The following is a 24894-nucleotide window of genomic DNA, read 5'->3' as shown; positions in this document are numbered from 1 at the left end:
ACGTTAAACAATTTTTGTCCCGTGGAACTGATTTGTTTCAACTATGTTTGATAATGACGCGACATTTTCATATGTCACACCACCACCAACAATAAATTCTATCCGATTATTTGCATAGCGAATATACTCATTAATTTCGTCTTTATTTTCTATAGCAGATTGTTCCTTGTTATGACCATGTAAAAGGATCCTTGTGACGCCTAAAGAAATAAGTTGGTCAAGAGTGTCATATTTTTTATCAGGACGAACGCTATCAAATGCCATATGAAACACGACTTCTCCACGCTTTCCAACTCGCTCCATGAGCTCTTTCATCATGGTGAGGTCTAATTCATTCTCTTGATTCAAACAACCAAACACGACACCATCCGCTCCTAAATCAAATGCCACATCAATATCTTGTTCCATAATCTTTTGTTCTACTGCTGTATAACAAAAATCGCCTTGTCGTGGCCGAATCATCACGACGACGTTTACGTTGTGTTTCTTTGCTAATTGAACAGATGCTTTAATTACACCATAACTTGGCGTCGTTCCACCTACCGCTAAAGCATCACATAACTCTATTCTATCAATACCTTTTTCAATAGCTACTTCTAAATCCGTATAATTTTCTGCGCAAAACTCTCTTATCATCTATTCACCGCCTGTGTCATTCTCACCATCGTATGGCGCTTTCCTCGTATAGCTACAGAATACGCTGTTACATTTTCTGGTATCGCTAGTCCCGTGTACCCTGCATCTCCAATATGATGGAGGTCAAAACCGATTTGTTTATTTTGGAGTGCCAATGTCTCAATGACGTGTTGACTACTCCCTTCTTGACTTGTGCCAATCGTACTCATTGCTAACCTGTTTTCATCATGAACATATCGGACGAATCTTGCTGCTTCTTCTACCGAGAATCCAGGCACTGTCCCAGGTGATGGTAAGAGTAATACATCCGTTCCCGCTTCAATTAAGCGCGTAATGACATTTTTCGTTAAAGGATCATCTGTAACACCCGCATGGTGCATCTTACCAGCAACAATAAATAACTTCTCACCCACAATCTCCCTGACTTTATGAACAGATTTTATCATTTCATCATGCGTTACGCCTGTTTTAGGATTGCCCGTTAGACAGATAAAATCAAGATCTAAACTTTTCACTTTCTCCAATGTTTTAACAACTGCTTTTCGTCCTATCGGAATATCCTCTAGATGATCGTCCGTTAATCTGTTCTCATCTACGGGTTCGAGATTAAGCCCAATCATACGTCCAGTTAAACGCTTTATCGCCTGGATATACGTTTGACTATCTAAGGGTTTTTGGTCAAGTAATGTCTCTCCAAAAACATCTAACATATTTAATAGTACCAAATCAGCGCCAAATCGGGCAACAATTTCTTGATTCGTTACGCCAGGATACATAGGTGGTGCAGTTACTACTGTCTCCGCAACCATCGCACGCCCTTCACTTAGTTGAATAGACCTTAACTTATCCGTTTTTGTCATCTCGAGAAAGTCTGAAGCATAGCAATCTAACAAGCGTTTCATTTAGTGTCTCTCCCTCTATAATTTAAGTTAATTTAAACACGTTACCAACCTACCGCTCTCTCACACCACCATATGTACGGACCCGTATACGGCGGTTCAATAATTTAAGTATCGTTTTAATTTATAGTCAAACCTAAATTGACTTGCTTTCAAGCGAAGGTTTAACTTCTCGAGTCCCCACTTTGTTAGTCGCTCATTTGATATAACTTGATGGAGCACTGGAGACGTTGAACTATTCCAATACCCTTTCCTACTCGCAACTCATTGAATTACTTCATCATGAGATATCCCATATCCACGGAGTTTTCTTTATCTCGTTTTCACACGTCTCCAACGTTTTCATATTTGCGATGATGTCTTTAAATTTTCCAGCTCGCTTTCGACTCATGTCACTGCCTTATTTACTCAACGAAATTCCGTACAGTATTGGACTTTGCCTTGTATAGTAGGTTTAGCCATTCCACCGAGCTTTCATATGAAGTTTCTGTTCGTCAGTGCGAGTGTTTACGACCGGGTTCCTTCAGATTCTCTCTCACAGAAGACACCCATGCCGGGCGCACTATGAAGAAAGATCAAGCAGCAAAATGCTACTTGATCTTATCATGTTTCATTGCTTGATAACTACTTTCTCATTTTATGAATTTCATTTGCAACAGACTCCACTTGTGTTCCAACAACTACTTGAATATTATGATCGTTGATGACATTAATTCCTGGAATCCCTGTCGATTTAATTTTCTTTTGATCTACTTTACTCATATCTTTCACTTCTAAGCGCAGGCGCGTAATACAGTTATCTACTGAAATAACGTTTTCATGGCCACCTAAGCCGCTGTAAATTGTCTCAGCCATTTGACGGTATTTATCATCACCTGCTTGCGTTTCAACGATACCATCTTCCTCATCTTCATCTTCACGCCCTGGCGTTTTAAGTTTTAGCGACTGAATTAAGACGCGGAAGACTACATAGTAAATGACCGCAAAAACTAATCCTTGGACAATCAACATATACGGTTGATTCGCTAACGGTAAGCGAGAGCTTAAAACAAAATCAACAAAGCCCGCACTAAAACCAAAACCAGCGGTCCAGTTAAATAAGGCCGCGATTGTGAGGGAGATACCTGTAAGCACCGCGTGTACAAAGTAAAGTCCAGGTGCGACAAACATAAAAGCAAATTCAATCGGTTCTGTTACACCTGTAAAGAATGCCGCAAATCCAGCCGCAAACATAAGTGCTGCAACATTCTTTTTCTTACTATCTTTTGCAGTATGATACATCGCAAGCGCCGCTGCAGGTAAGCCAAACATCATTACTGGGAAGAAACCAGCTTGATACATACCCGTCACACCTTTGACACCCTCACCACTCCAGAAGTTACCGATATCATTTATACCGGCTAAATCAAACCAAAACACTTGATTAAGCGCATGGTGAAGTCCTGTTGGAATAAGAAGACGGTTAAAGAAACCGTACAATCCAGCACCTACGGCGCCTAAACCACTGATAAATTCACCAAAACTAACCAAGCCTTCAAAGACGACTGGCCAGATGAAAAACAGAATCGCTGATACAACAAGCATCGATACCGCTGTCATAATTGGCACGGCTCGTTTTCCACTGAAGAATGCCAAAGCATCCGGCAACTTCACTTTGCTAAACTTGTCATACATTTTTGCTGCCACTAAACCAGATATAATACCAATAAATGCATTTTCAATGTTTCCAAAAGCAATGGAAACATCTTCTGTACCCTGTAATAATTGCACGGTTTCTGTAGATAATAGTGTTGTGACAACAAGAAAACCAACGAGACCACTCAATGCTGCTGAACCATCTTTTTCTTTCGACATACCAAGCGCGACACCGATGGCGAATAAGATTGGAATATTACCAATAATCGACTCACCAGCTTTTATGAAGAAAGCGGCAAGTGCATTACCTGCACCCCAACCAGATGGGTCAATCCAATACCCGATCCCCATTAGGATTGCTGCCGCTGGTAAAACTGCTACCGGAAGCATCAATGAACGACCGAGCCTCTGTAAATAACTCATCATAAAGCATAACCTCCATTTCATTATTTATACTGTCATACTATCACACAATAATATAGTTGTCTATACCAATAAAGTAAGCGTTAACAATTTTAATTCATTAATAAAACACAGACAACTACGTGTTGACTGTGCTTATTATTTTTAATAAATCAAAGGGGTTATACTACTCTCTTACCCAATGATCTGCGCTTTTTTCTAACCACGTCTCTTTAAACTGATAGGTCAGTGTACCTGGTTGATAAGCCAACAATTTCTCTTTTTCTTTTTTAGGATGCGGCAGTGGAACAGCATCAATGAGTGCACGCGTATAAGGGTGTAGTGGTTGACGATAGACTGTTTCTGACTGACCCAATTCGATTAACTTCCCTTGATACATAACGGCAACTCTATCACACAGATGTTTAACCATGGCTAAGTCATGGGCGATAAATAAGTAAGTTAGGCCTAATTTCTCTTGGAGATTTTTAAGCAACTCTACCATTTGAGCTTGAATAGAGACATCAAGCGCTGAGAGAATTTCATCACAAACAATAAATTCCGGTTCTACTGCAAGTGCTCTAGCAATTCCAATCCTTTGTTGTTGCCCCCCACTAAACTCATGTGGATAACGATACATATGTTCCTTATCTAGTCCAACAAGCATCAACAACTCTTCTATGCGTGCCGTTCTTTTTTCTTTATCAGGATAAAGACCATGTACGTGCATCGGTTGCGCAATAATATCTATGACTTTCATTCGTGGATTAAGCGATGATTTCGGGTCTTGGAAGATGATTTGTATATCACGACGTAAGGCCAATCGCTCCTTTTTATTAAAACGATGAATCCGCATACCTTTATACGTCACACTCCCGCTCGTAAGTGATTCTAGTTGCAGTAACAAGCGTCCCGTTGTCGATTTACCTGAACCAGACTCACCAACGAGACCGAGCGTTTCTCCCTTTCTTATATCAAATGACACATCATTCACCGCATGAACTTTTTTACCATTTTTCAAATGAAAGACTTTATGAAGGTTTTCTGCTTTTATTAATGTCTCTTGTTCAAGATGCGTTCGGTCTTTTTGTTTCGGCTCATCCATGCGTGGCAAAGCTTCTAACAACCGCTTCGTATAAGGGTGTTGTGGTGAATCAAAGATGGCTGTCACATCATTTTCTTCCACAATCTCACCATCTTTCATAACAACAACCCTGTCACACATACCCGCTACCACGCCAAAATCATGCGTGATTAAAATAATACTCATGTGAAACTCTTGTTGAAGTTCTTTCATTAATTTTAAAATTTGCGCTTGAATTCTTACATCTAGTGCCGTTGTTGGCTCATCAGCAATCAATAGTTTAGGTCGGCAAATCAGTGCCATCGCAATCATCGCCCGCTGTAACATTCCACCTGAAAACTCATGTGGGTACTGATCGAAGCGCGTCTCTACTTGGTCAATACCGACACGTGTTAACATGTCGAGAGCATAGGTTTTTGCTTCTTTTTTGGAGAGTTTTAAATGCGCACGTGCCGTCTCAATTAATTGCTTGCCGATCTTCATGGTAGGGTTAAACGCACTCATTGGATCTTGAAATATCATACTCATTTCTTTTCCACGTATCTTTTCCATTTGCTTCTGGCTAAATGATGAGATTTTTTCGTTGCGGTAGTGCATAGACTGAACCGTGACGTCCGTTTGATGCTCATCTAACAAGTGCATAACGGCCTTGGCTGTCACACTTTTCCCAGAGCCAGACTCACCAACAATACCTAACGTTTCACCTGGCGCTACATTAAAATGCACACGTTTAACGACTGTATGCATGTGATTGAGTTGCTTAAAATTCACCGATAGATCTTTTACCTCTAATAATGATTTCATTTGATATTCCCCTCATGATTAAATTTTCTCTTCTGTTAGACATTAGCCAACATAGCGCATATATATTTCATTTTTTCAAAAACTTTTGTTTGACAAGTAGCTCGGAACTATCTATAATCTTGTTTAAGTTATTGTATACTAAACAGGTAGGAATTATCAAGTATTTTAGCGAAGGAGGTCAAACATTGACTCATCGATTAATCAAAGGGTATCGGATTATGTCTTCTAGTCCTGGTTTAACTGTTCTAAATTGGTTGTTTGGCATCTTCGTGCATGTCCCGACCTTTTTCTACTACCGCATCAAGTTCCGAGATTTCAAAAAGCAAACATTAACCGCTAATCCTATATTCATACAAAAGTTAGCAAGAGATTATGATGCGCGCGCCCGCTATTTTGGTCAAGAAATAAATGAAAGAAAGAAGCAAACCTTTATTAATAAGGAATATAAAAAAGCGGTAAGCGACATACATGTACCAGACGTGATGACACGTTATTCATTATTTTTTGAAAACCAACTTAGTAAACGCTCGTTTCTATTTTTAACGTTTATCCCTGGTATTTTACTTTACTTATTATTTTTTATTTATCACCAAGGATTGGTTCGCTTTGTTGTTGAACGTTTAGTAGCAACAGGCTTTGTCATTGTGTCTGTCATTATCATTGTTTTTAGCCTTTTATACTTTTCACCACAAGACCCAGCCCAGAATATATTAGGAGAACAAGCGACTCAATTACAACGTGATAACTTTAACAGGACACATGGACTTGATCAAAGTTACATCGCCCAGTTAACCGATCGTCTACATGGATTTATCACCTTTGACCTCGGTTCCACATTTGCTGGAAATGAGGATGTCTTACAGAATATTGAAAACCGTTTTCCCGTGACATTAGCCATCGCTTTTTCATCGCTTGCTTTAGCTGTAATGATTGCCATACCTATCGGGATGATTTCTGCTATTTATGTTCGTAGTTTTTGGGATTATAGTTTTATGTTCCTTGCACTGATTGGACTATCCATCCCTAGCTTTTGGCAAGGATTGATTTTTATTTTAACCTTTGCGATTGAACTCGATTGGTTACCATCCACCTACACACCAGGTAATATAGCTTCATTAATTATGCCTGTTGTTGTCTTAGGTACAGGGCTCTCAGCAACAATTGCACGCATGACTCGATCAGAGATATTAGAAGTGATGCACGAAGATTACATGATGACCGCAAAAGCCAAAGGATTATCCAAACAACGCATGTTCACACGTCATGCCTTACCTAATGCATGGATTCCAATACTAACTGTCATTGGCTTACAATTCGGGGCTATGCTCGGTGGAGCATCGGTAACGGAGAAGGTTTTTAATATTAAGGGATTAGGCAGTTACATTGTCGATAAACAATTTATACCGGATATTCCTGCCATTCTTGCAGGTGTCGTTTATATGGCCATCATGATTTCTGTTGTTAATTTAGTTGTGGATTTACTTTATGCCTTACTAAACCCACGCTTACGGGCAGAATTAAACGATGGATAAAACGCTCAGGTGACCACGCAGCAACTTATACGAGGAAGGAGGCTATTTATGTCTACTGAAAAAATAAAAGGCCACGATCGTTATAAACATAGTCAGTTTGCTTTTACCTTATCCACACTGTTTAGTTTATTTTTCCTATATCTAACCGCGTCAAATGGTGCTATGACTTACATGATTTTGTTCATTGCCTTTTCAATACACAGCGCTATCCAAGGACTGTTATTAAAAAGACTGACTGTTGAAGGGCTTCGTTATGACGATTACACAATGTTTACTCGGGCTCTCATTACGATACAAATGTTTAGTTTGCTCACTGGCAATATCTTTACTGCTACATGCGCTTTTCGATTGAGACAAGCTGAAGAGACGATGAGCTATACATTCATAACGTATATCTTTGTCGCTGATTTATTATTGGTCAGCTTAACAGCTCTTAATATTTTCAAGCCATTTGTGACAAATACGTTTTTGATTGTCCTCATAGGCCAAATCATTCTGACGATTATAGATATGTGGCTTATCCACTACTTAAGACGTGATTTATCAACACGAGCACATGCGACGCGAAAAGCACAAGGGCTAGCGATCTTTTTTATCTTAACAGCCGCAACAGGAAACGTGTTAAGACTGTTGCTAAGTTATCATTTGTACATTCACTACATCCAAAGTGACGCTTCTCGCCGCAACCGCTCTGGAGTGTTTTGGCAAAAGATCACCCGAAGTTTTACCTCTATGCTGGGGCTACTTTTTATTGTTGTTATTTTTTCACTCTCTTGGACGAGTACACTCACATTTGTGGAACGCTTTGCCGTTGAAAATAACTACCAAGCATTATTGCTTGAACCGAGCCTTGTTCATCCATTTGGAACGGATAACTTTGGTCGTGATGTCTACTCACGAGTGGTTAAAGGCGGCGTCATTTCTTTATCCATTGGACTTTTAACCACCATTATTCCTATGCTTATTGGTGGTACGCTCGGGGCAATTAGTGGCTACTTCCATCCTCTAGTTGACCAAACGATCATGCGTGTACTTGATGCACTCTATGCTATTCCTGGCATCTTATTAGCCATTGCGATTATCGCTGCGTTTGGTTCGAATACAACCAATCTCATCATTGCTTTGAGTATTGGCGCCATACCTATGTTCGCCAGAACCATGCGCGCCAGCGTATTAACGATTAAACAACTCGATTACATCAAGGCTTCTGTTGCGATAGGAGAATCTGATTGGAAGATACTTTTTAAACACATCGTCCCAAATGCATTAGCACCAATGATTGTACGCGGAACCTTAGCCATCGGTACAGCCGTCATTGCGACAAGCAGTCTAAGTTTTCTTGGCATAGGGGTTGAGCCTCATGTACCTGAATGGGGCAATGTCTTACGTGTTGGAAGTAGCTACTTAGAAACCGAACCGTATTTAGCTATTTTCCCAGGTCTCGCCATTATTTTACTTGTATTATCGTTTAATTTTTTAGGTGATGGTATTCGCGATGCTCTTGACCCAAAAATGGATTAGGAGACTCGCTTACTTAATAAAAAAATTATAGGGGGAAAGAAAATGAAGAAACTATTTTTCACATTATTTTTAGCGCTAACACTGGGGCTTACCGGTTGCCTAAGTACAGAATCTGACGTATCAGATGCTGATACCGACCGCGGCGAATTACCAACGATTAGTATTTTAGGTATGGCCACAGTCGAAGATGATTTAAATATCTTACGCGATCAATTAACAAAGAACGGTTTTAACGTCGAGTTAAACATCCAACCCGACTTTGGTAGTTTCGCGACTCAGCGTGATGCTAGAAACTATGATTTAGCGCTCACAAGCTGGACAACCGTTACTGGTAACCCAGATTATGCCGTAAGGTCACTTTTCACTTCTGATGGGGATAACAGCCTCTTTAGTGATAATGTTGCTGATGAGTTAATCAATCAGGCAAGTACTGAGTTACCTGAAGATTATCAAGCGACCTATACAGCTTTAGAAGAACGCATTGTCTTTGAAGAAGCGTATATCGCCCCGTTATATATCTCATATAAAGCACAAGGGGTTAATGAAGATATATTGGCTGTTGAAACCGTACGTCTCCCTCGTTCCCGTGCGGCCGTTTGGGAAGCAATTGATTTTAATGATCCATCATTACGCGACTCAGAACCTTTACTCGCACACCAATCTATCAGTACATTAACATCACTTGATCCTATTAAAGGTAATGATGGCTCAATCAATACACTAAATACAAATCTTTATGTGCGTTTAGTTAACCTTACCGATGATGATGACGTTGTGTCTGACGGCTCTTTATCTTATAATTACGCGATTGCTGAGGGCAACATGGACTACTACTTTATCTTGCGTGATGATATAAACTTTGCGAAGGTAGATGGTGAGACAGCTGTAGACACTGGTGAACGTGTATCTGCAGAAGATGTGATTTTTTCACTGAACCGTGCTAAAGATCAAAACTCTGTGCCTGACCATCGCACATACAGCCTCCATGAAAGCATGGAAACAGTTGATATTGTGACAGATTTAGACGCATTAGATCAATTAACAGAAGACGGTAGTACCGTTAAAGACATGTTAGAAGCTAATCTACCCGCACCAATCACTCAACTGGTCGATGCCGAAAGTGAAGTCAATAATCTCGATGGGAATTATCAAGTAGTTAAAATTACAACAACCAATCCCTTCCCGCAAGTATTGAACTATTTAGCACACCAATCAGCTGGTATTGTCTCTAAGAATCAAGTAGAAGCGATCAATACGTTTTCAGTTGAAGATTACGACGTCAATACTGATATCGCGTATGGTGATCAACGAACGGTTATTGAAGGAAACGGGATTGATAACACCCTTTACGCTAGCGGTCCTTACCTTATGGTGAGTAAAAATGATTATGAAGCACGCTTCATTAAAAACCCTGGCTACATGCCTGGTACTGACTATGAACCGAAAATAAACGAAGTCTTAGTAAAATTCATTCAAGAAGCAGACAGTGCCTTATCCGCTTTAAGAAATGGTGAAATTCACATTCTAAACGGTATTCAAGAAAATCGTTATGATACGGTTGAAGAAGACGAGTTACTCCATCTTCAGACGAATCAAAGTAACGGCGTCACATATTTGGCAATGAACACAACGAGCGGACCTTTGACAAGTAAAGCTTTGCGTCAGGCTGTTCTATATTCCATTGACCAAGATGAATTTATCTCCTTTTATCAAGGAAATAAGTTAAAAGCTGTATCAACTGTGAGTCCACTTGTAGATACGGGACTCGTCCTTGAAAAAGATGATGATAAAGTCGCATCATTTATTGATCAATATTTTGAAGAAGAAGCAAATTAAATACGAGTGATGAACAATACAATAAGTGTAATGATCAAGAGCGAGCCTTATGGCTCGCTCTTATCTTTCTATTAACTATGTTGACGAATAAATGCCAACAGTGCTTGTTTTGTTTGCTCTTCACCTGATTTAGAAAAACCATGACCTTCATTAGTCAAGATATTGATTGTTATATCGTCGTAAAGTGGTTTAACCCAATCTGTGACAGTGTGACTCACAACATCGTCCTTGTCACCATGAATAATATAAATAGGGCCCGTATAGTTTCCTAGTTGCTCTTCTAACTTAAAGTCTATCAGCACCTCAAAAAAATCATACCCTAGCGACATCCCCCAAAAATTAACGCTACGCGGAATCTCTTCTTTTGTTTGATAACGCTGTTGCCAATCATGTGCAACAGAAAAAGCTGGAAACATAAGAAACACTCCGCGAATAGCGGTATGTATTTCTGCTGCTAAACTTGATACCAAGCCACCCATTGATGCCCCGAATAAATACAGCTGATTCGAATCAATGAACGCTTGATCCTTAAAATGATTAATTACTGAAAGTAAATCTCGACGCTCAGTAAAAATAGTCATCGCTTCGGTTGGTACTTGACTTGATTCATTTACTGATCCCCCCAAAAAGTCATATCGATAGCTATTAATACCTTGTTCAGCCAAAAATGAACAATAGGTCGCTAAGTTTTTTTCTGTTCCGTTATAGCCATGACTGAAAATCACAAAAGGCGCTTGATCCTTAACAATTGTTAACACACCTTGCATCTGATTGCCTTCAACGTCAATTGCGTATGGTTTCTCCAATAATGAACATCCTTTCTCCTCGTACATTTGATACCTATTTCGACATCATTGAAAAAAACTCCTGCTTTACCTTTAGTAATTAAAAGATAAGCAGAAGTTTTTTAAATTAATGCTATGCCCAAGTGATTAAATCATTTAAATGACGCCGTTTTTTTTCACGCGGGGGTTCTTTTCGATAACCAAAAGCAACCATAACCGATAAAGTCATATTATCCCCGTATAGTTGTTCTTCCTCCAAGAGCTGATCAAACGTACTCCGGTTAAACCCTTCAATTGGACATGAATCGATACCTAATTCGGCTGCCACACTCATCATGTTTGAAAGCGGGATATACGTTTGCTTCATTGACCAATCATCGAGATATCTCATATCTTCGAATAATTGAAAATCATTTTTTTGGAAGTTCTCGATCACATCACGCATATTAGCTACTACCTCTTTAGGGTAGTTAAGTTCTTTTGTATAGTGCTCTTTTAAATAGCGAGAATCAAAACGTACATCTTCATGTGTACGGGCTAAAATTAAAACGAAGTGACTCGCCTCCATCACTTTGCCTCTCGCTCCCCATGCATGTTCTTTGATTAATTTACGCAGTTTATCACTTTCTACAACGATAAAATGCCACGGCTCCATACCGAACGAGCTAGGTGAAAGTCTTGCTGTTTCAAGAATGACACGGAAATCTTCTTTCGATATTTTACGGCTTGGATCAAATCCTTTTGTCGCATGCCTAAAGTAATAACGATCTAATATCTGTTGTCTTTTATCTTCGTGTGTTGTCATAGTATATCCCCTTCTATTATAACCTTTCATATTAATTTGTCCTTACTCAATGTGTCCCCTTATTCCCATTATGTTAAACACAAACCTTTATAGGTATATAGATACATAAAAAATCATCGGCATTACTTGATATTGGGCAACCCCAACACAGCTAATTGCTATTATGATGATGTGCTTAATTATGACAGACAGATCGTAGGCGTGTTAAACTAACAGAAGAGACATAACGACTTTAAAGAAGGAAGGTTACTAAAATGGAAAAGGTAAAATTAACAACCTTAACAACTAAAGGCGGGTGCGGATGTAAAATTGGTCCAAGCGATTTACATGATGTCCTAAAACATCTACCGCTATCGAACAATGATTCTAACGTGCTTGTGGGATTAGATACTGGAGATGATGCAGGTGTTTACCAATTAACGAAAGATTTAGCGATTGTTCAAACGGTTGATTTTTTTACACCTATTGTTGATGACCCTTATGATTTTGGTCGTATCGCTGCCGCAAATGCACTCAGCGATGTCTATGCGATGGGAGGAACACCTATTACAGCTTTAAATATCGTCGCATTCCCTATTTTTACATTAGACAAAGCGATATTGACAGAGATTTTACGTGGAGCGAGTGATAAATTACGTGAAGCTGACTGTAGCCTTGTCGGGGGGCACTCTATTGACGACCAAGAACCAAAGTTTGGGCTTGCGGTAACAGGCACTATTCATCCTGAGCGCATTAAAACAAATGCAGGCGCAAAAGACGGGGATATACTTGTTCTAACCAAACCGATTGGCGTCGGTATTTGCACAACAGCTATTAAAAATAATCTCCTTACAGAATTAGAAACTTCACATGTGACAGAGGTAATGGCTACACTTAACAAACAAGCAGCTGAAGTGATGAATAATTATAATATCCACGCCTGCACGGATATTACTGGATTTGGATTACTCGGACATTTAAAAGAAATGGCAGCAGCAAGTCATAAAACAATGACTATTAATAAACAACAGGTGCCTGTATTACCACGTGTACGTGAACTTGCAGAAGCGGGCATGGTTCCTGGCGGATCTAAAAACAATTTAAAACATGTTAAAAGCAGCGTGCATTTTTCTGAGGCAATCGATGCGATTGACCAGCTAATTTTGGCTGACGCAGTGACTTCAGGTGGTTTACTGATGAGCGTTCATGAACGGGACGTGCTATCCCTTCTTGAATCACTAAAATTAAAGGGCATTGACGCTAAAGTTATTGGAAAGGTAACAGCTGAAAATCCCGGACATATCTATGTACAATAGGAAAGAGGATCACTATGTTTAAGGACATAACACCTAACCAGTTATTCGATTTAAAACAATCTAAAATGACCATTGTCGATGTGCGCTCTCCAAAGGAGTTTCAAGATGCAACGATTCCTGGTGCTATCAACATGCCACTCTTTTCTGATGAGGAGCGTTCCGTGATTGGTACAATCTACAAGTTAGAAGGACAAGAAGCAGCGAAAGATTTAGGCTTAAAAATATGCGCAAAGAAGTTACCTGAATACATCGAAGCGTTTAAGCAACTTCCCCAACCTTTAACTGTCTTTTGTTGGCGCGGTGGGATGCGCAGTAAAACAGTCGCAACAGTCCTTGATTTAATGAATATACATGTGACAAAATTATCCGGCGGTATTAAAGCTTATCGTAATTGGATCAAAGAACAATTAGATACTCTTCCCCTTCCAGAACTCTTTGTCTTAAATGGCTGCACCGGTAGTGGGAAAACACATATGCTCCATACCTTAGAAAAAGAAGGTTATCCTGTCATTGAATTAGAGAGAATGGCTAGTCATCGGGGATCTATTTTCGGTCACATTGGACGAAAGCCACTAAATCAACGCACGTTTGATTTAGTTTTAGGGGAAGCCTTATTAACATTAAAAAATGCGCCCTATATTGTTATTGAAGGTGAAAGTTCCCGTATTGGTAAAATTAAAATTCCAGATCGATTTTACCAGCATAAAGAAGCAAGTCACCAATATGTCATTGCGTTACCCATCGCACAAAGGATTGAGCTTATTCTGGCGGAATATCAACCTGAAATACATCACGATCAGTTCATTGAAGCTTTTTCAATTATTAAACGACGCATCCATACACCTGTTGCTCATCGTATTGACGAGGCGTTAAAAAACCATAACTACCGTGAAGCTATTAGAGACTTGTTAGACTACTATTATGATCCAAGGTACAGACATACCCTCAATTATAATGAAGAACAAATGACAACTTTTAAAGTAACGTCTATTGAAGATGCCTTAGCAAAACTCAGAGCAATATTGCCTGCTTTACATGTGTTCTGATTAAAACTGAAAAAAGCCTTGATGCGAGTGTTTCTCTCATTCAAGGCTTTTAACATTTAGTAAAGATGCGTTCTCTGTTATTTTCTATTTACTACAACAATACCAAAAGCAACTAACATAAACGCAACGATTAACATGGGTGTTAGTACTTCTCCTGGAATAAATACAGCAGAAAGCAGTACACCAGATACGGGTGTAATAAATTTATACATACTGATTCGACCTGCTTGATGATACTTTAATAAAGAGTACCATAAAGCAAAAGCAATGGCTGATAAAAAGGCAGAATAAATTAACAGCCCTGAACCTAATGCATTATATTGAATAGCACCAGCATCTAATTGCGGGTAACCAATCAGGAGTAACGCTACTGCTCCAAGTGTTAGTTGCCAGCCTGTAATTGCAAAAGGATGAATACCTGTAGCAAGTTCTTTAGCCATAATTGTCGCGATAGCACTTGTCACACCTGCCATTAACATAAACCCTTCGCCATCCCATTGAAAGCTTAAACTAAGTGACTGACCCCAGTTCGCCAAGACAATCCCACCAAAACCTGCAATAAGTCCAATCATTTTCTGTGTACTTAATCGATCATCTTTGTAGTATATGTGGGCGGCTACAATCGTAAAGAAAATCCCCCCAGACGACAGAATAGCTCCTTGCATGCCGGTCACACGGGCTAGACCATTATAAAAGAAATAATACTGAAACGCTGTCTGAATGACTCCTAGAATAAGTAGGACAGTAAATTGCCTTTTAGTAATTTTAATTGCTTGACGGTCCATAAAAAATAAAAAAATTAATACAAGAATACCGGCGAGTAAGAACCTTAAACCAGCAAACACCATTTTAGCTATAACGTCATCAGGTGACATTTGGAGCTCTGTATAGCTCACTTTTAACACAGGGAAGGCACTCCCCCATAAAACTGAACAGAGGATCGCCACAGAAATCGCGATACTCGGTCTCATTAATAATTTTCTCACGTCATTCTCTCCCTTACCGCTCTCATTCATTTGATGTATAACTTATACCCCTAACAAATGTTAAACAATTTATCTGTGATACGGTTCTTTTCACACATAGAATTTATCATATCAAATTTAAAGAAGGGAAGAAAGTAAGTTGCCTTCATTTCAAGACCATTAATAAGATTGTTTATATAAGCAGAAAATAGGTTTGCGACGGTTGGAGAGTAGAAAAACTCATGCTTAGTTGAACGAGCATGGGTCACCTTTAGGGTGTCCTTACGGAATCCCCTTCCTCAAACATTCGGTTAGAATGTTAGGTGGGGGTAGTTCAATGGATTACTACCGCCTCATATAGCTAAAGGTTTAGTAGATAATAGACACCAAATGTTTTTACCTTTGACGATGCTCATTGGTACACCGGACTTTATTTACTTATTATTAAGGGGTGTAGATTAATATGTCACTGCCTTGATTGCATAGGTGGATGAACAGACACTTCGTATCATGCTATAATTAAAACGTCTTTACAGACAATCTGATAACGTATACTTGAGAAAGGACGATGGTTTATGGCACGTATCACAACACAAAAAGCACTTGATCATGCCTTTAATATTAGGCGCGACGTATTTATCATTGAACAAGGCGTCCCTGAGACATTAGAATTTGATGCATTCGACCGATTAGACAGCGGTTGTGAGCACGTATTAATGACATACAATGGCTCACCTGCCGCAACGGGGAGAGTAAGAAAAATTGACACCTGTGCAAAGCTCGAACGTATTTGTGTAAGAAAGTCCTATCGAGGTTTCGGACTGGGAAAGCAAGTCATCCATCAACTTGAAGCGGTCATAAAAAACGAGCATGTTGATCATTATCTGTTACATGGGCAGACACATGCCATTGGCTTCTATGAAAGTTTAGGCTATACGGTCTTTTCTGATGTCTTTATTGAAGATGGTATTCCCCATGTGAAAATGAAGAAAAACCTTTCGCATGCGGATAACTAAAAAAGTGAGGATAGCCTCTAGAGACTATCCTCACTTTTTTATATACCGAACTTTATGAGATATAACTACTTATCTTCTGTCCCACTTTAACTTGTTTGTTCCAGACGCGTTAAATGCGCAATCATTTGGTGAATAACTTCTGCTAAAGAGACAGAGATACCTTTTGTCAGATGAAAGGCTGCTAGCCTCTTCTCGTTCGACTCTCCGATCATGTCTAGAACATCATGGCTGGACTGATGCAAAGCATCATGGTGTCTTCCGACTTCTTCCCATAAAGGTAGTAGTGTGCTTTCTTCAATTTTCAATGACTGATAGAAGTGTCCAAAAGCACAATGATGCTCATCCGTTTGAATGGGGAGACGTTGATTTAACTTGACGATATCAGCAAGTGTCTCCAACCAATGTTCGTGTTGCTTTAAGGCCGATACGAGTATCTGTTTGAGTTCTCTCGGCTGTATCGGATTACCTTCACTTAAAAAGCGCTGATAGGCTTGTTTGTTTTGGTTAATAATGTCACAGTCTAGTTGCTTCATCTGTTGCCTAATTAATTCTAACTCGTTCATTTCCGCCATTAATTCATCCATCTTTTTAGCCAATGTCTCTTCGTCATCAACTTTTGTTTTCACTGCATCTGCGACGGACGTAGTGGAACTGCTGACTTGCTGAAATGACGCAACAAAGGACTCCATGTCTAGCTTAATATGATCAATGGCTTGATGGTTATAATTTAATCCTCGATTTAATTGTTCCACAGCTTGAGGTATCTTCTCCATAGATTGATTAATCGTCGATAAGCTCATTAAGCTATTGTGTGATACCTGTTCAATATCTTTTTTAAATATCTCAAACTCTTGTAAAGAGGTTTTCGTACTTTCTGCTAACTTTCTAATCTCATCTGCTACGACAGCAAAACCTTTTCCAGCATCCCCCGCCCGAGCCGCTTCAATAGATGCATTTAAGGATAATAAATTTGTTTGATCTGCGATCCGCTCAATGACACTGACAATTTCACTGATTTGATTGACTTTTGTTAATAATTGATCTAAATGGGTATTCACCGTTTCATTTCCAGAGGTGACATTCCGACAGACCAAAGACATATCCTTGATATGAGAAAGACTTGTCGTCGTTGTGGATGCTACAGATTCAATCCGTTCGAAAATATTTTCTGCACGCTTTACATTGTCATCAATAGTGATATCAATTTCGGACATCGTTGCTGTGACTTCTTCTGTAAAAGCTAAGTTATCTTCAGATTGCCTTTTTAACATGTTACTCACATTTTCAATAGCATCTTTTACAAACGTCAGTTCTACCTCTACTTTACCTAATCCGGCAGTTGATTGAATAATCTCAAGTAAATACTGACGGGCAAATGATTCAAGTGAGGTTATTACTTGTTTATCTTGTTTCGTTTGTTTTTTCCTTATAAACATTTCTTTCCTTCTTTCTCTTCTATGTTGATTGGTAGCTAATATTTTTGACATACTTTAATACTATCGACAACATCCTATTAAATTGAATGATCCCTTCCCAAAATACTTACAAACTTTTTATAAATACATCTTCACACATGTACCGATTATTTTGGTTAGTCATAAGATGTGCCACTCTCATCCAGACACATCCTGGTGATTAGATTTAGCATAAACTATCGCAGTTACAAAAATAGATAAATAGCTGAAATAACCGTTATGATAAAAATAAAGATACGATACGTTTTTTCCTTAATATTGGCGATTAACCAAATGCCTAGTCGTGTTCCGATAAAAATTACCGGTAATAGCATCACGGCCATTAACAGGTGCTGCCACTCAATCGTTTGCCAGACAAAGATGTGAAATGGCAATTTAAACGCATTGATTAAAATAAAAAACCATGCGGTAGTACTGATCATTTCACGTTTTTTAATATGCTTACTTAAAATATAAATCGCAAAAATGGGACCCGCAGCGTTACCAACCATGGAGCTAAAACCACTTAGCACACCGACTACGACTGTTAGCCATTGATGATTCACGATCAGGACGGTTCCTTTCCTTACTTCTTTGTAAATAAGTAAGAAAACACATATTAAAACAATCACACCCATCGTCATTTTAAACTGAGCATCATTCACATATTGCCCATACCACACACCTAGCAATACACCTAGAATAGCTGGTGGTAAAAGGTGAAAAACGTCTCTTATCGCAACATCTTTTCCGTAATGTTTGATTGCAAACATATCCCCAATCATCAGCAGTAATAACATCATCCCAGCCGATACTTGTCCACCAAAAGTTAACGCCATAAGGACAACAACAATAATGGTTGACCCTTGAATACCTGTTTTTGAAAAGCCTATCACGATGCCGGCTAACAAGAGAACCGCCCATTCTACTAAACTATAATCAAACATCCTGTCTCTCCCTATGGTATAAGAACCTTTTTTGTTTTCTAGTATACCACAAAGAAAAAAACCTTAAAGTACCGAAATACTTTTAAGGCTTTATGAGTTATTTAATTTGTTTTAAACTGGCTAATGTCTTTATCTAGTCGTTCACCATTTTTTTGTAATGTTTCTGCTGATTCTGTGACCATCCTTAAAGCTTGTAATTGTTCTGCACTTGAAGCGTCAACTTCCTCTGTTGCTGCGGCTGTCTCTTCTAATATCGATGCAATTTGAGAAATAGCGTCCACCACATTATCTTTATATACGTTAATATCTAATACGTCTTTTGTGATTGTCTCGACAGAAGCCATTACCTTTTGATTTTCCGTTGCTAATGTTTTAAAGCGGGCTGCTGTTTCACGAATAACCTCAGCCTGAGTTTCGGTCATCTGTTTTGATTCTGTCATCGCCTTTAGCGCCTCAAAAGACCCATGACTAACCTCATCTATCGTTGACGTAATCTTCGTTGTTGCTTTAGAGGTTTCCTCCGCTAGCTTTCTTACTTCATCTGCTACTACCGCAAAACCTTTGCCGTGCTCACCGGCTCGCGCGGCCTCAATCGAGGCATTTAACGCAAGTAAGTTCGTTTGATTAGATATATCATCAATCACCGTTACTACTGAGGCAATTTGATCAATTTTATTAGCTAAATCCGTCATTGAGCGACTGACTTCATTCACTACGTCTAACGATGTCTTTGCTTGAGAGCCTAGCGTGCCCATCTGTTCGACACCTTCTGTCTGTATGACTTCAACTGATTGGGCAAACAACTTTAATTGTTCTGCCTGTTTTAATAGGTTCTGGATCTTATCTGAAAGTTGCAGTGTAGCTTCGTTAGTTGTCTCTGCAAAGTGCGCGGCATCTGTCGTTCCTGCTGATACTTGCGACATCGCCCGACTAATTTCTTCACTCGATGCCGATGTTTCTTCCGCGACAGCGCTGAGTTGTGTTGAAGCATCGTGAACATCATGGACCGATTGCTTTACGCCGTAAATAAGTTGGCTCACTGACTGTACCATCGTATTAAAGTTTGCGGTCAACTCACCAATTTCATCTTTTGATTGTACGTTTAATGCTACACTAAAGTCACCACCGGCTACTTTTTCCACCTCTTTTGATAACTGCTTAATTGGTCGGGTCAACGTACGTGCTAACCACAAAGCGATGACAATAAATATAACAGTAATACCTACTGCAATGGCTATGATTCTTACTAATAACGTATTCAGTGAACGATACATTTCCGTCTCTGGCATGATAAAACCTAACGTCCAGTTTGTCCGCGGAATTGCTGTGAGATAGACTCTGCTTGATTCACCTGCTGCTGAAATTGAAAATCCTGTCTCACTCTCTTCGCCTAATACTCCCGCAACATCCTTATATATTTCATCTTCACCAATAGCGTGTGTCGCTTGAGGTGATGTTGGATGAACAACAAAGTGTCCCTCCTCATTTAATAAAAACGCACGACCCGATTCCCCAATCGTGATGTCATTGACAACCGTTTGTAAGTTAGAGATGTCAATATCACTTGTTACAACACCACCGAATTGGTTGTTAATCTGAAAAGGCACACTCGTTGTAATAATTGTCATATCTAAAGCTTCATCATAGTATGGATCTGACCACGCGATGGCTTGTGATTCTTTAGCACGTGTATACCAGTCTTGACTTGGATAGTCATATGCAGACGTTTCATATTCATCGGTATAAACAAAAGCCCCGTCATTTTTATAAACATACGGACCAAAATACTCTATTGTTTCGTCATACAGATTAGGTTCGAACCAGACACCAAGTCCATAAGTATCGTCATTTAATTGAATATAGTTTTCAGCTAACTGATAATACTGTTCACGGAAGAGCGTTTGACCTAATTGATGCACATTTTCAGCCATTGTTTCTCCTATCCGTTGATGACTTAAGAGTTCGCCATCAATAAAGTGGCGAATATCATTTGATAAATAGCTCATTTTATCTGTAATTTCTTCTTCTAACGCTTGTTTTGCTGATTGATAACTAAGAAAAGCAAGTAAACCTAAACTTATTATGGCAATAGGAACAAAAATGAGTATTTTCTTCTGGATACTAGTTTTGGCTTTCATAGGCATATCCCCTTTAATTTTATCTTACACATCTATTATCGACAGATTGAGATAAAGTGTGTATATAAGTAAGCGCTCTATAAAATTAATTTACTCACATACTTTTTTTATGGTTTAAATGAGATATATCTTCCTATTGTTTTCTACTAGAATCATTGGTTTATGTTGAGAGCTTTCAGGGAAAAAAAGAACATAAAACTTTTCAACAGGAGTGAGCCGCATGTCAAAACAATCAAAACGTCATCTTGATATACCTATCTTAATCACCCACCTGATCTTTATTATCTTTTCCTTCTATGTAGCTATTGTGTTTCCTTACTACATTGGTCTTTTACTTATTATTGGCCATTATACTCATGAACGTTTACACAAAGGTTGTATTTTAACAACCCTACAACAAAATTATGGTTATGCTAATAAGGATGAAGATTTCTTTCATTACTTATTTAGGTGTCTAGGTTTTGATGTGAATCCAACCATTACCACCCAACTTCATAATGTCGTTAAAACCGTTATTTTAATCATTGTCGTTGCTGACTTTTTCCAACGGGTGGTTTTATATTAGTTTTTTCATTTATTATATGACAATGCATATCGAGAGGATAGTTATAGAAATAATGTATCAAACATACGAACATTGCATATACGTATGAAAATTAAGCAGATTGGGAGAAGAAGTGTAAACAATCACGTTCACGTAGAAAACTCAGCGGAAAGGCAAATCCAAATACCGGAGGAATAATTCCTACGAGAGTCTATAATAAAAAATGAAGCTGATCCCATTAAAGTTAAACTGAATACATTGCCTATTGTACAGATTCGACGTACCTTTCATGGCACAGGCTAACTCTTTGATTATATAGGCAAACAAGGGTCTATGAGGATTTGAAATCTACATTTACCTCTCACTATAAAAAAATACTATCGATTGCTTATTACTTAATACTAGAAGAAAACAACTCATTAAGTCTAATTTTACATTGGGAGAAACTGTACCACCATCCATAAGAAAAGCTCGGCTAGGCCTCGCACTTTTTAGGTTAGAGGTTAGCCGAGCTTTTCAGTTCTGGATTTTTATAAGTGATACCATGAAGGCTTGTATAATACACAGGAAGCATTTCTCCTCCACACTTTTCACAACTAAATCGCGGGGGATCCGTTGGATCTACCATATCCATCATATCAAACTGTTCAACAACTTCTCTTGGTATATCTTCCGTTACTTTACAACTCCTACAAACGAATTCGACGTTTCCGTTCTCGTATTTCTTTTTCGCGTTCGCTCCAGCCGAAGCGATACTTCTTGATGGCTGCTTCTGTTTTTTCTTTTTGTACTTCTTTATAAGCTTCTGACTCAATTCTTTCAACGTCCCGATTAATATAATCTTTGGCCTCTTTATCATTCGCATATTGCACTTCTAGTTGCCCATTTTTGCGCTTCACCTACTGCACATGTTAGACAGAACTTTCCTTTACAGCGAATAGGTATCTTTTTCACCTTCGGACAAGCCTCACACTTAAATGTCAAAAAACCATTTGATAACTCTCCACAGTGTAAAAACTTTTGCACTTCTTCTATAATGATTGAACGCATCTTATCTTTGTTTTCTTTAAGAAATCTAGACCAATAATCACTGAATATGGCTTTCAAAATATTCATTTGAACTGGAATATTTTCTTTATGTGCCATACTATTATCTTAACTCTTTTCCTTACTAAATTTCAACTCTGCATAACGCTCTAACCCTCGGTATATCAGCAAAAATTTTATACTTTCCTATACTATAAGAAAAACAGAGGAAACAAACGTTCTCTCTTTAATATCGCCGTTATCCAGTGGTTGGATTCTAATGAAGAAATAGACGATATTTATTACATGTCAATTAGAATAGGCGTTGAGAAAAGAGCTGCCGAGTTAGGTTACAATATTTTAAAGATGACATCGGATGTAAATAATATACCTGATGATGTTGAAGGCATTCTTGCTATAGGTAAATTTGATGACACATCGGTTAATGAGATTGCAAAACTTCACAAAAATGTTGTTTTTATTGGGACAAACTATCCTTTAAATGGCTTTTATACTATTAACGGAGATTTTTCACAAGCTACAGAGATTGCCTTAGCGCACTTAATTAATCAAGGTTATAAAAAATGGGGTTTATAGGAGCTGAAGATAAAAAAATCTTTATGGATACAGAAAATATAAATCACCAGCAATTTGTACCTTTATAGATTATATGCAAGCAAACAACCTTTTCAGTGAAGATGTATTCTTTTTTGAATCAAACGTCGAATCCAATTTACAAATAGGCTATAAATTAATAAACCACGCCAATCGTACATTAAATAACTTACCAACGGCTTTCTTTGTTATTAATGATGTTATCATTAGGATGTATGAATGCTTTACGCAAGCATAATTTAACCGTTCCTCAAGACGATAGTATTATAAGTATAGATGATTTGTACGTACCACAATTCCTTACTCCAGCTTTAACTACAGTCAAAGTTTTCACAGAGGCAATAGGGGAAATTGATGTTAATACACTTAAGGAACGCATCGAAGCCGATCACATCATTTCAAAACGTATTGTTTTAAGTACTGAGCTTATTATAAGAGATACCGTCAGAAATTCACTTGAAAAATAGTTATGAATTAGCCCACAAACACTAAATATGTAGCCTAAAAAACAGTTTCAAAAACTAGGGATAGCTTTGAAACTGTTTGCGTTTACATATACCTTACTTTTCAATATAAAATACTTGCTTTAGATTTTCCGTTTTCGGGCTGTGATCGGCATTAGTCGCCATAATAGGCGCCATATACTTCCACCATTTTTGATTGATGTAGGTTTGACTGACAAGATCCCATCTTTCTTTATTATCCACCTCTAGATATGCGTATAAGACACTGGTATCTTCATCTAAAAAAATGGCATACTTAATCAGACCGTGTTTTTTCAATACTGCCTCCATTTCAGGCCATAGCTCGGAATGTCTTTTATGATATTCTTCGTGCTGATCTGCATTCACATACATCTTAAATGCTTTTCGATACATGGGCTTTCCTCCTACCAATTAGCTCATTGATTTTTATACAGAGAATGTTAATGAATATAATTAATCATACACACGCATTTGAATTAAAGCATAAAATAACTCTGCTCATTAACCTCGTTATCTAAACACAATCTTTCACTAATCAATCAAGACAATCGACAAATAGCGTTAAACTATCACATCTATTAGTTTTAAAATTAATCAACAAAAGCAGGCAAAAGAGCCTGCTTTTTTAGTTGAATTATCGAGCTAGCCATCCGCCGTCAATAGCTAAAATATGACCATTAATATAGTCTGACGCTTGGCTTGATAAAAATACTACCGTACCCATTAAATCAGACGGATCCGCCCAGCGTCCAGCTGGAATTCGCGATAAAATTTCTTTGTTACGTTGTTCATCTGCACGAATAGGTGCTGTATTAGCCGTTGCTACATAACCTGGAGCAATCGCATTAATTTGAACATTATGTTCTGCTAACTCATTAGCAAATGCTTTTGTAATACCAGCTACAGCATGCTTACTCGCTGTATATGGAGGAACGAATTTTCCTCCTTGGAATGAGAGCATAGAAGCAATGTTAATAATCTTACCGCTTTTTTGTTCAACCATAACTTTAGCTACTTCTTGACTGAGGAAGTAAACCGCATTTAGGTTAATTTCCATTACCGCATCCCAATCTTCTTGCTTATAGTCAAGTAATGGATTTCTTCTTATTGTGCCAGCGTTATTTACTAGAACATCAATATGGCCGTAAGTTGCTAAGCAATCTTCAACAATTCCTTTAATATGGCTACGATCAGTTAAATCTGCTTGTTTGAACGTTACTTTTTGACCCGTTGCTTCAACTAACTTACGCGTTTCCTCCCAATCCGTATCATAGGTCACAACATAAACATCTGCACCAGCTGTAGCAAGCGCTACAGCATAACCTTGCCCTAAACCTGTATTGCCTCCAGTAACAATCGCTACTTTGCCTTTTAAATTAAAGAAATCAAGATTAAATGCTTTTAAGTCGGCTGTCATAATTATT

General features: G+C 38.4%; 23 protein-coding genes. 9 read left to right on the top strand and 14 right to left on the bottom strand.

The window, feature by feature from the left end:
* Positions 1-3: 3 nt before the first annotated feature.
* The 4 genes from BM163_RS01075 to BM163_RS01060 form a co-directional block, all read right to left on the bottom strand.
* Positions 4-636, bottom strand: a complete 633-nt coding sequence (locus tag BM163_RS01075; protein ID WP_089799301.1) for a copper homeostasis protein CutC — start codon at positions 634-636, stop codon at positions 4-6.
* Positions 633-1538, bottom strand: a complete 906-nt coding sequence (locus BM163_RS01070) for a DUF7916 family protein (RefSeq protein WP_089799299.1) — start codon at positions 1536-1538, stop codon at positions 633-635. The genes BM163_RS01075 and BM163_RS01070 overlap by 4 nt, the downstream gene beginning before the upstream one ends.
* Positions 1539-2159: 621 nt before the next feature.
* Positions 2160-3596, bottom strand: coding sequence for an N-acetylglucosamine-specific PTS transporter subunit IIBC (nagE, locus tag BM163_RS01065; RefSeq protein ID WP_089799297.1), 1437 nt, complete (start codon positions 3594-3596; stop codon positions 2160-2162).
* A gap of 163 nt (positions 3597-3759) precedes the next feature.
* Complete coding sequence (locus BM163_RS01060) at positions 3760-5460, bottom strand: ABC transporter ATP-binding protein (protein ID WP_089799295.1); 1701 nt, start codon at positions 5458-5460, stop codon at positions 3760-3762.
* A gap of 185 nt (positions 5461-5645) precedes the next feature.
* Between BM163_RS01060 and BM163_RS01055 the strand changes: the two genes are divergently transcribed.
* From BM163_RS01055 to BM163_RS01045, 3 genes are read left to right on the top strand one after another with little or no spacing between them, the layout of a single operon-like run.
* Positions 5646-6992, top strand: a complete 1347-nt coding sequence (locus tag BM163_RS01055; protein ID WP_229675463.1) for an ABC transporter permease — start codon at positions 5646-5648, stop codon at positions 6990-6992.
* 48 nt (positions 6993-7040) lie between these two features.
* Complete coding sequence (locus tag BM163_RS01050) at positions 7041-8513, top strand: ABC transporter permease (RefSeq protein ID WP_089799293.1); 1473 nt, start codon at positions 7041-7043, stop codon at positions 8511-8513.
* Positions 8514-8555: 42 nt separating this feature from the next.
* Entirely contained in the window at positions 8556-10349 is a 1794-nt protein-coding gene (locus BM163_RS01045; protein ID WP_089799292.1) for an ABC transporter substrate-binding protein, read from the top strand.
* Between the two features lie 71 nt (positions 10350-10420).
* Here BM163_RS01045 and BM163_RS01040 read toward each other — a convergent pair whose 3' ends face one another.
* Together BM163_RS01040 and BM163_RS01035 are read right to left on the bottom strand one after the other, a co-directional pair.
* The gene (locus tag BM163_RS01040) at positions 10421-11155 is read right to left on the bottom strand and encodes an alpha/beta hydrolase family protein (RefSeq protein ID WP_170243608.1); all 735 of its coding nucleotides are present in this window, start codon (positions 11153-11155) and stop codon (positions 10421-10423) included.
* A gap of 112 nt (positions 11156-11267) precedes the next feature.
* On the bottom strand, positions 11268-11939 hold the full coding sequence (locus BM163_RS01035) for an NAD(P)H-dependent oxidoreductase (RefSeq protein WP_089799287.1): 672 nt from the start codon (positions 11937-11939) through the stop codon (positions 11268-11270).
* 254 nt (positions 11940-12193) lie between these two features.
* Here BM163_RS01035 and selD point away from each other — a divergent pair, with 254 nt between their 5' ends.
* Together selD and mnmH are read left to right on the top strand one after the other, a co-directional pair.
* Positions 12194-13234, top strand: a complete 1041-nt coding sequence (gene selD / locus BM163_RS01030; protein WP_089799285.1) for a selenide, water dikinase SelD — start codon at positions 12194-12196, stop codon at positions 13232-13234.
* Between the two features lie 14 nt (positions 13235-13248).
* The gene (mnmH, locus tag BM163_RS01025; RefSeq protein ID WP_089799283.1) at positions 13249-14280 is read left to right on the top strand and encodes a tRNA 2-selenouridine(34) synthase MnmH; all 1032 of its coding nucleotides are present in this window, start codon (positions 13249-13251) and stop codon (positions 14278-14280) included.
* 77 nt (positions 14281-14357) lie between these two features.
* On the opposite strand, the gene BM163_RS01020 is transcribed toward mnmH, so the two are convergent.
* Complete coding sequence (locus BM163_RS01020; protein WP_229675464.1) at positions 14358-15266, bottom strand: DMT family transporter; 909 nt, start codon at positions 15264-15266, stop codon at positions 14358-14360.
* Positions 15267-15820: 554 nt separating this feature from the next.
* Between BM163_RS01020 and BM163_RS01015 the strand changes: the two genes are divergently transcribed.
* Positions 15821-16261 (top strand): GNAT family N-acetyltransferase, encoded by a 441-nt coding sequence (locus tag BM163_RS01015; RefSeq protein ID WP_089799281.1) that lies wholly within the window; start codon positions 15821-15823, stop codon positions 16259-16261.
* 86 nt (positions 16262-16347) lie between these two features.
* Here BM163_RS01015 and BM163_RS01010 read toward each other — a convergent pair whose 3' ends face one another.
* The 3 genes from BM163_RS01010 to BM163_RS01000 form a co-directional block, all read right to left on the bottom strand.
* Complete coding sequence (locus tag BM163_RS01010) at positions 16348-17697, bottom strand: methyl-accepting chemotaxis protein (RefSeq protein ID WP_170243607.1); 1350 nt, start codon at positions 17695-17697, stop codon at positions 16348-16350.
* Between the two features lie 224 nt (positions 17698-17921).
* A complete protein-coding gene (locus tag BM163_RS01005; protein ID WP_089799277.1) occupies positions 17922-18662 on the bottom strand; it encodes a sulfite exporter TauE/SafE family protein in 741 nt (246 codons plus the stop codon).
* Positions 18663-18763: 101 nt separating this feature from the next.
* Positions 18764-20800 carry a methyl-accepting chemotaxis protein gene (locus BM163_RS01000; protein WP_170243606.1) on the bottom strand — a complete coding sequence of 679 codons (2037 nt, stop codon included), beginning with the start codon at positions 20798-20800 and terminating at the stop codon, positions 18764-18766.
* A 220-nt stretch (positions 20801-21020) separates the two neighbouring features.
* Here BM163_RS01000 and BM163_RS00995 point away from each other — a divergent pair, with 220 nt between their 5' ends.
* Entirely contained in the window at positions 21021-21365 is a 345-nt protein-coding gene (locus BM163_RS00995) for a hypothetical protein (protein ID WP_089799274.1), read from the top strand.
* A 668-nt stretch (positions 21366-22033) separates the two neighbouring features.
* Here BM163_RS00995 and BM163_RS13735 read toward each other — a convergent pair.
* Together BM163_RS13735 and BM163_RS00985 are read right to left on the bottom strand one after the other, a co-directional pair.
* Positions 22034-22216 (bottom strand): hypothetical protein, encoded by a 183-nt coding sequence (locus BM163_RS13735; protein ID WP_170243605.1) that lies wholly within the window; start codon positions 22214-22216, stop codon positions 22034-22036.
* The gene (locus BM163_RS00985; protein WP_089799272.1) at positions 22200-22490 is read right to left on the bottom strand and encodes a transposase zinc-binding domain-containing protein; all 291 of its coding nucleotides are present in this window, start codon (positions 22488-22490) and stop codon (positions 22200-22202) included. The genes BM163_RS13735 and BM163_RS00985 overlap by 17 nt, the downstream gene beginning before the upstream one ends.
* Positions 22491-22676: 186 nt before the next feature.
* Between BM163_RS00985 and BM163_RS00980 the strand changes: the two genes are divergently transcribed.
* Positions 22677-22967, top strand: coding sequence for a type 1 periplasmic-binding domain-containing protein (locus tag BM163_RS00980; RefSeq protein WP_089799271.1), 291 nt, complete (start codon positions 22677-22679; stop codon positions 22965-22967).
* A gap of 233 nt (positions 22968-23200) precedes the next feature.
* Positions 23201-23452 carry a substrate-binding domain-containing protein gene (locus BM163_RS00975; protein WP_170243604.1) on the top strand — a complete coding sequence of 84 codons (252 nt, stop codon included), beginning with the start codon at positions 23201-23203 and terminating at the stop codon, positions 23450-23452.
* Positions 23453-23545: 93 nt separating this feature from the next.
* Here BM163_RS00975 and rhaM read toward each other — a convergent pair whose 3' ends face one another.
* Entirely contained in the window at positions 23546-23863 is a 318-nt protein-coding gene (gene rhaM, locus BM163_RS00970) for an L-rhamnose mutarotase (protein ID WP_089799267.1), read from the bottom strand.
* Between the two features lie 241 nt (positions 23864-24104).
* Positions 24105-24887: a 2-dehydro-3-deoxy-D-gluconate 5-dehydrogenase KduD gene (kduD, locus tag BM163_RS00965; RefSeq protein WP_089799265.1), complete on the bottom strand. Its 783-nt coding sequence runs from the start codon at positions 24885-24887 to the stop codon at positions 24105-24107.
* Positions 24888-24894 lie beyond the last annotated feature (7 nt).

The organism is Halolactibacillus alkaliphilus, from assembly GCF_900115465.1.
Taxonomy (GTDB): Bacteria; Bacillota; Bacilli; order Bacillales; family Amphibacillaceae; genus Halolactibacillus; species Halolactibacillus alkaliphilus.
The sequence above is the reverse complement of the archived record's forward strand: the minus strand, read 5'-3'. Positions and strand labels throughout refer to the sequence as shown.

Excerpts from the sequence above, each read along its gene's own strand:
- BM163_RS01035 (WP_089799287.1), bottom strand. The coding sequence starts at position 11,939 with ATGACAACACACGAAGATAAAAGACAACAGATATTAGATCGTTATTAC.
- BM163_RS01045 (WP_089799292.1), top strand. The coding sequence starts at position 8,556 with ATGAAGAAACTATTTTTCACATTATTTTTAGCGCTAACACTGGGGCTT.
- BM163_RS01005 (WP_089799277.1), bottom strand. The coding sequence starts at position 18,662 with ATGTTTGATTATAGTTTAGTAGAATGGGCGGTTCTCTTGTTAGCCGGC.
- rhaM (WP_089799267.1), bottom strand. The coding sequence starts at position 23,863 with ATGTATCGAAAAGCATTTAAGATGTATGTGAATGCAGATCAGCACGAA.
- mnmH (WP_089799283.1), top strand. The coding sequence starts at position 13,249 with ATGTTTAAGGACATAACACCTAACCAGTTATTCGATTTAAAACAATCT.
- BM163_RS00975 (WP_170243604.1), top strand. The coding sequence starts at position 23,201 with ATGAATGCTTTACGCAAGCATAATTTAACCGTTCCTCAAGACGATAGT.
- BM163_RS01075 (WP_089799301.1), bottom strand. The coding sequence starts at position 636 with ATGATAAGAGAGTTTTGCGCAGAAAATTATACGGATTTAGAAGTAGCT.
- selD (WP_089799285.1), top strand. The coding sequence starts at position 12,194 with ATGGAAAAGGTAAAATTAACAACCTTAACAACTAAAGGCGGGTGCGGA.
- BM163_RS01050 (WP_089799293.1), top strand. The coding sequence starts at position 7,041 with ATGTCTACTGAAAAAATAAAAGGCCACGATCGTTATAAACATAGTCAG.
- BM163_RS00980 (WP_089799271.1), top strand. The coding sequence starts at position 22,677 with ATGTCAATTAGAATAGGCGTTGAGAAAAGAGCTGCCGAGTTAGGTTAC.
- BM163_RS01010 (WP_170243607.1), bottom strand. The coding sequence starts at position 17,697 with ATGTTTATAAGGAAAAAACAAACGAAACAAGATAAACAAGTAATAACC.
- nagE (WP_089799297.1), bottom strand. The coding sequence starts at position 3,596 with ATGATGAGTTATTTACAGAGGCTCGGTCGTTCATTGATGCTTCCGGTA.
- BM163_RS00995 (WP_089799274.1), top strand. The coding sequence starts at position 21,021 with ATGTCAAAACAATCAAAACGTCATCTTGATATACCTATCTTAATCACC.
- BM163_RS01070 (WP_089799299.1), bottom strand. The coding sequence starts at position 1,538 with ATGAAACGCTTGTTAGATTGCTATGCTTCAGACTTTCTCGAGATGACA.
- BM163_RS01000 (WP_170243606.1), bottom strand. The coding sequence starts at position 20,800 with ATGAAAGCCAAAACTAGTATCCAGAAGAAAATACTCATTTTTGTTCCT.
- kduD (WP_089799265.1), bottom strand. The coding sequence starts at position 24,887 with ATGACAGCCGACTTAAAAGCATTTAATCTTGATTTCTTTAATTTAAAA.
- BM163_RS00985 (WP_089799272.1), bottom strand. The coding sequence starts at position 22,490 with ATGGCACATAAAGAAAATATTCCAGTTCAAATGAATATTTTGAAAGCC.
- BM163_RS01015 (WP_089799281.1), top strand. The coding sequence starts at position 15,821 with ATGGCACGTATCACAACACAAAAAGCACTTGATCATGCCTTTAATATT.
- BM163_RS01060 (WP_089799295.1), bottom strand. The coding sequence starts at position 5,460 with ATGAAATCATTATTAGAGGTAAAAGATCTATCGGTGAATTTTAAGCAA.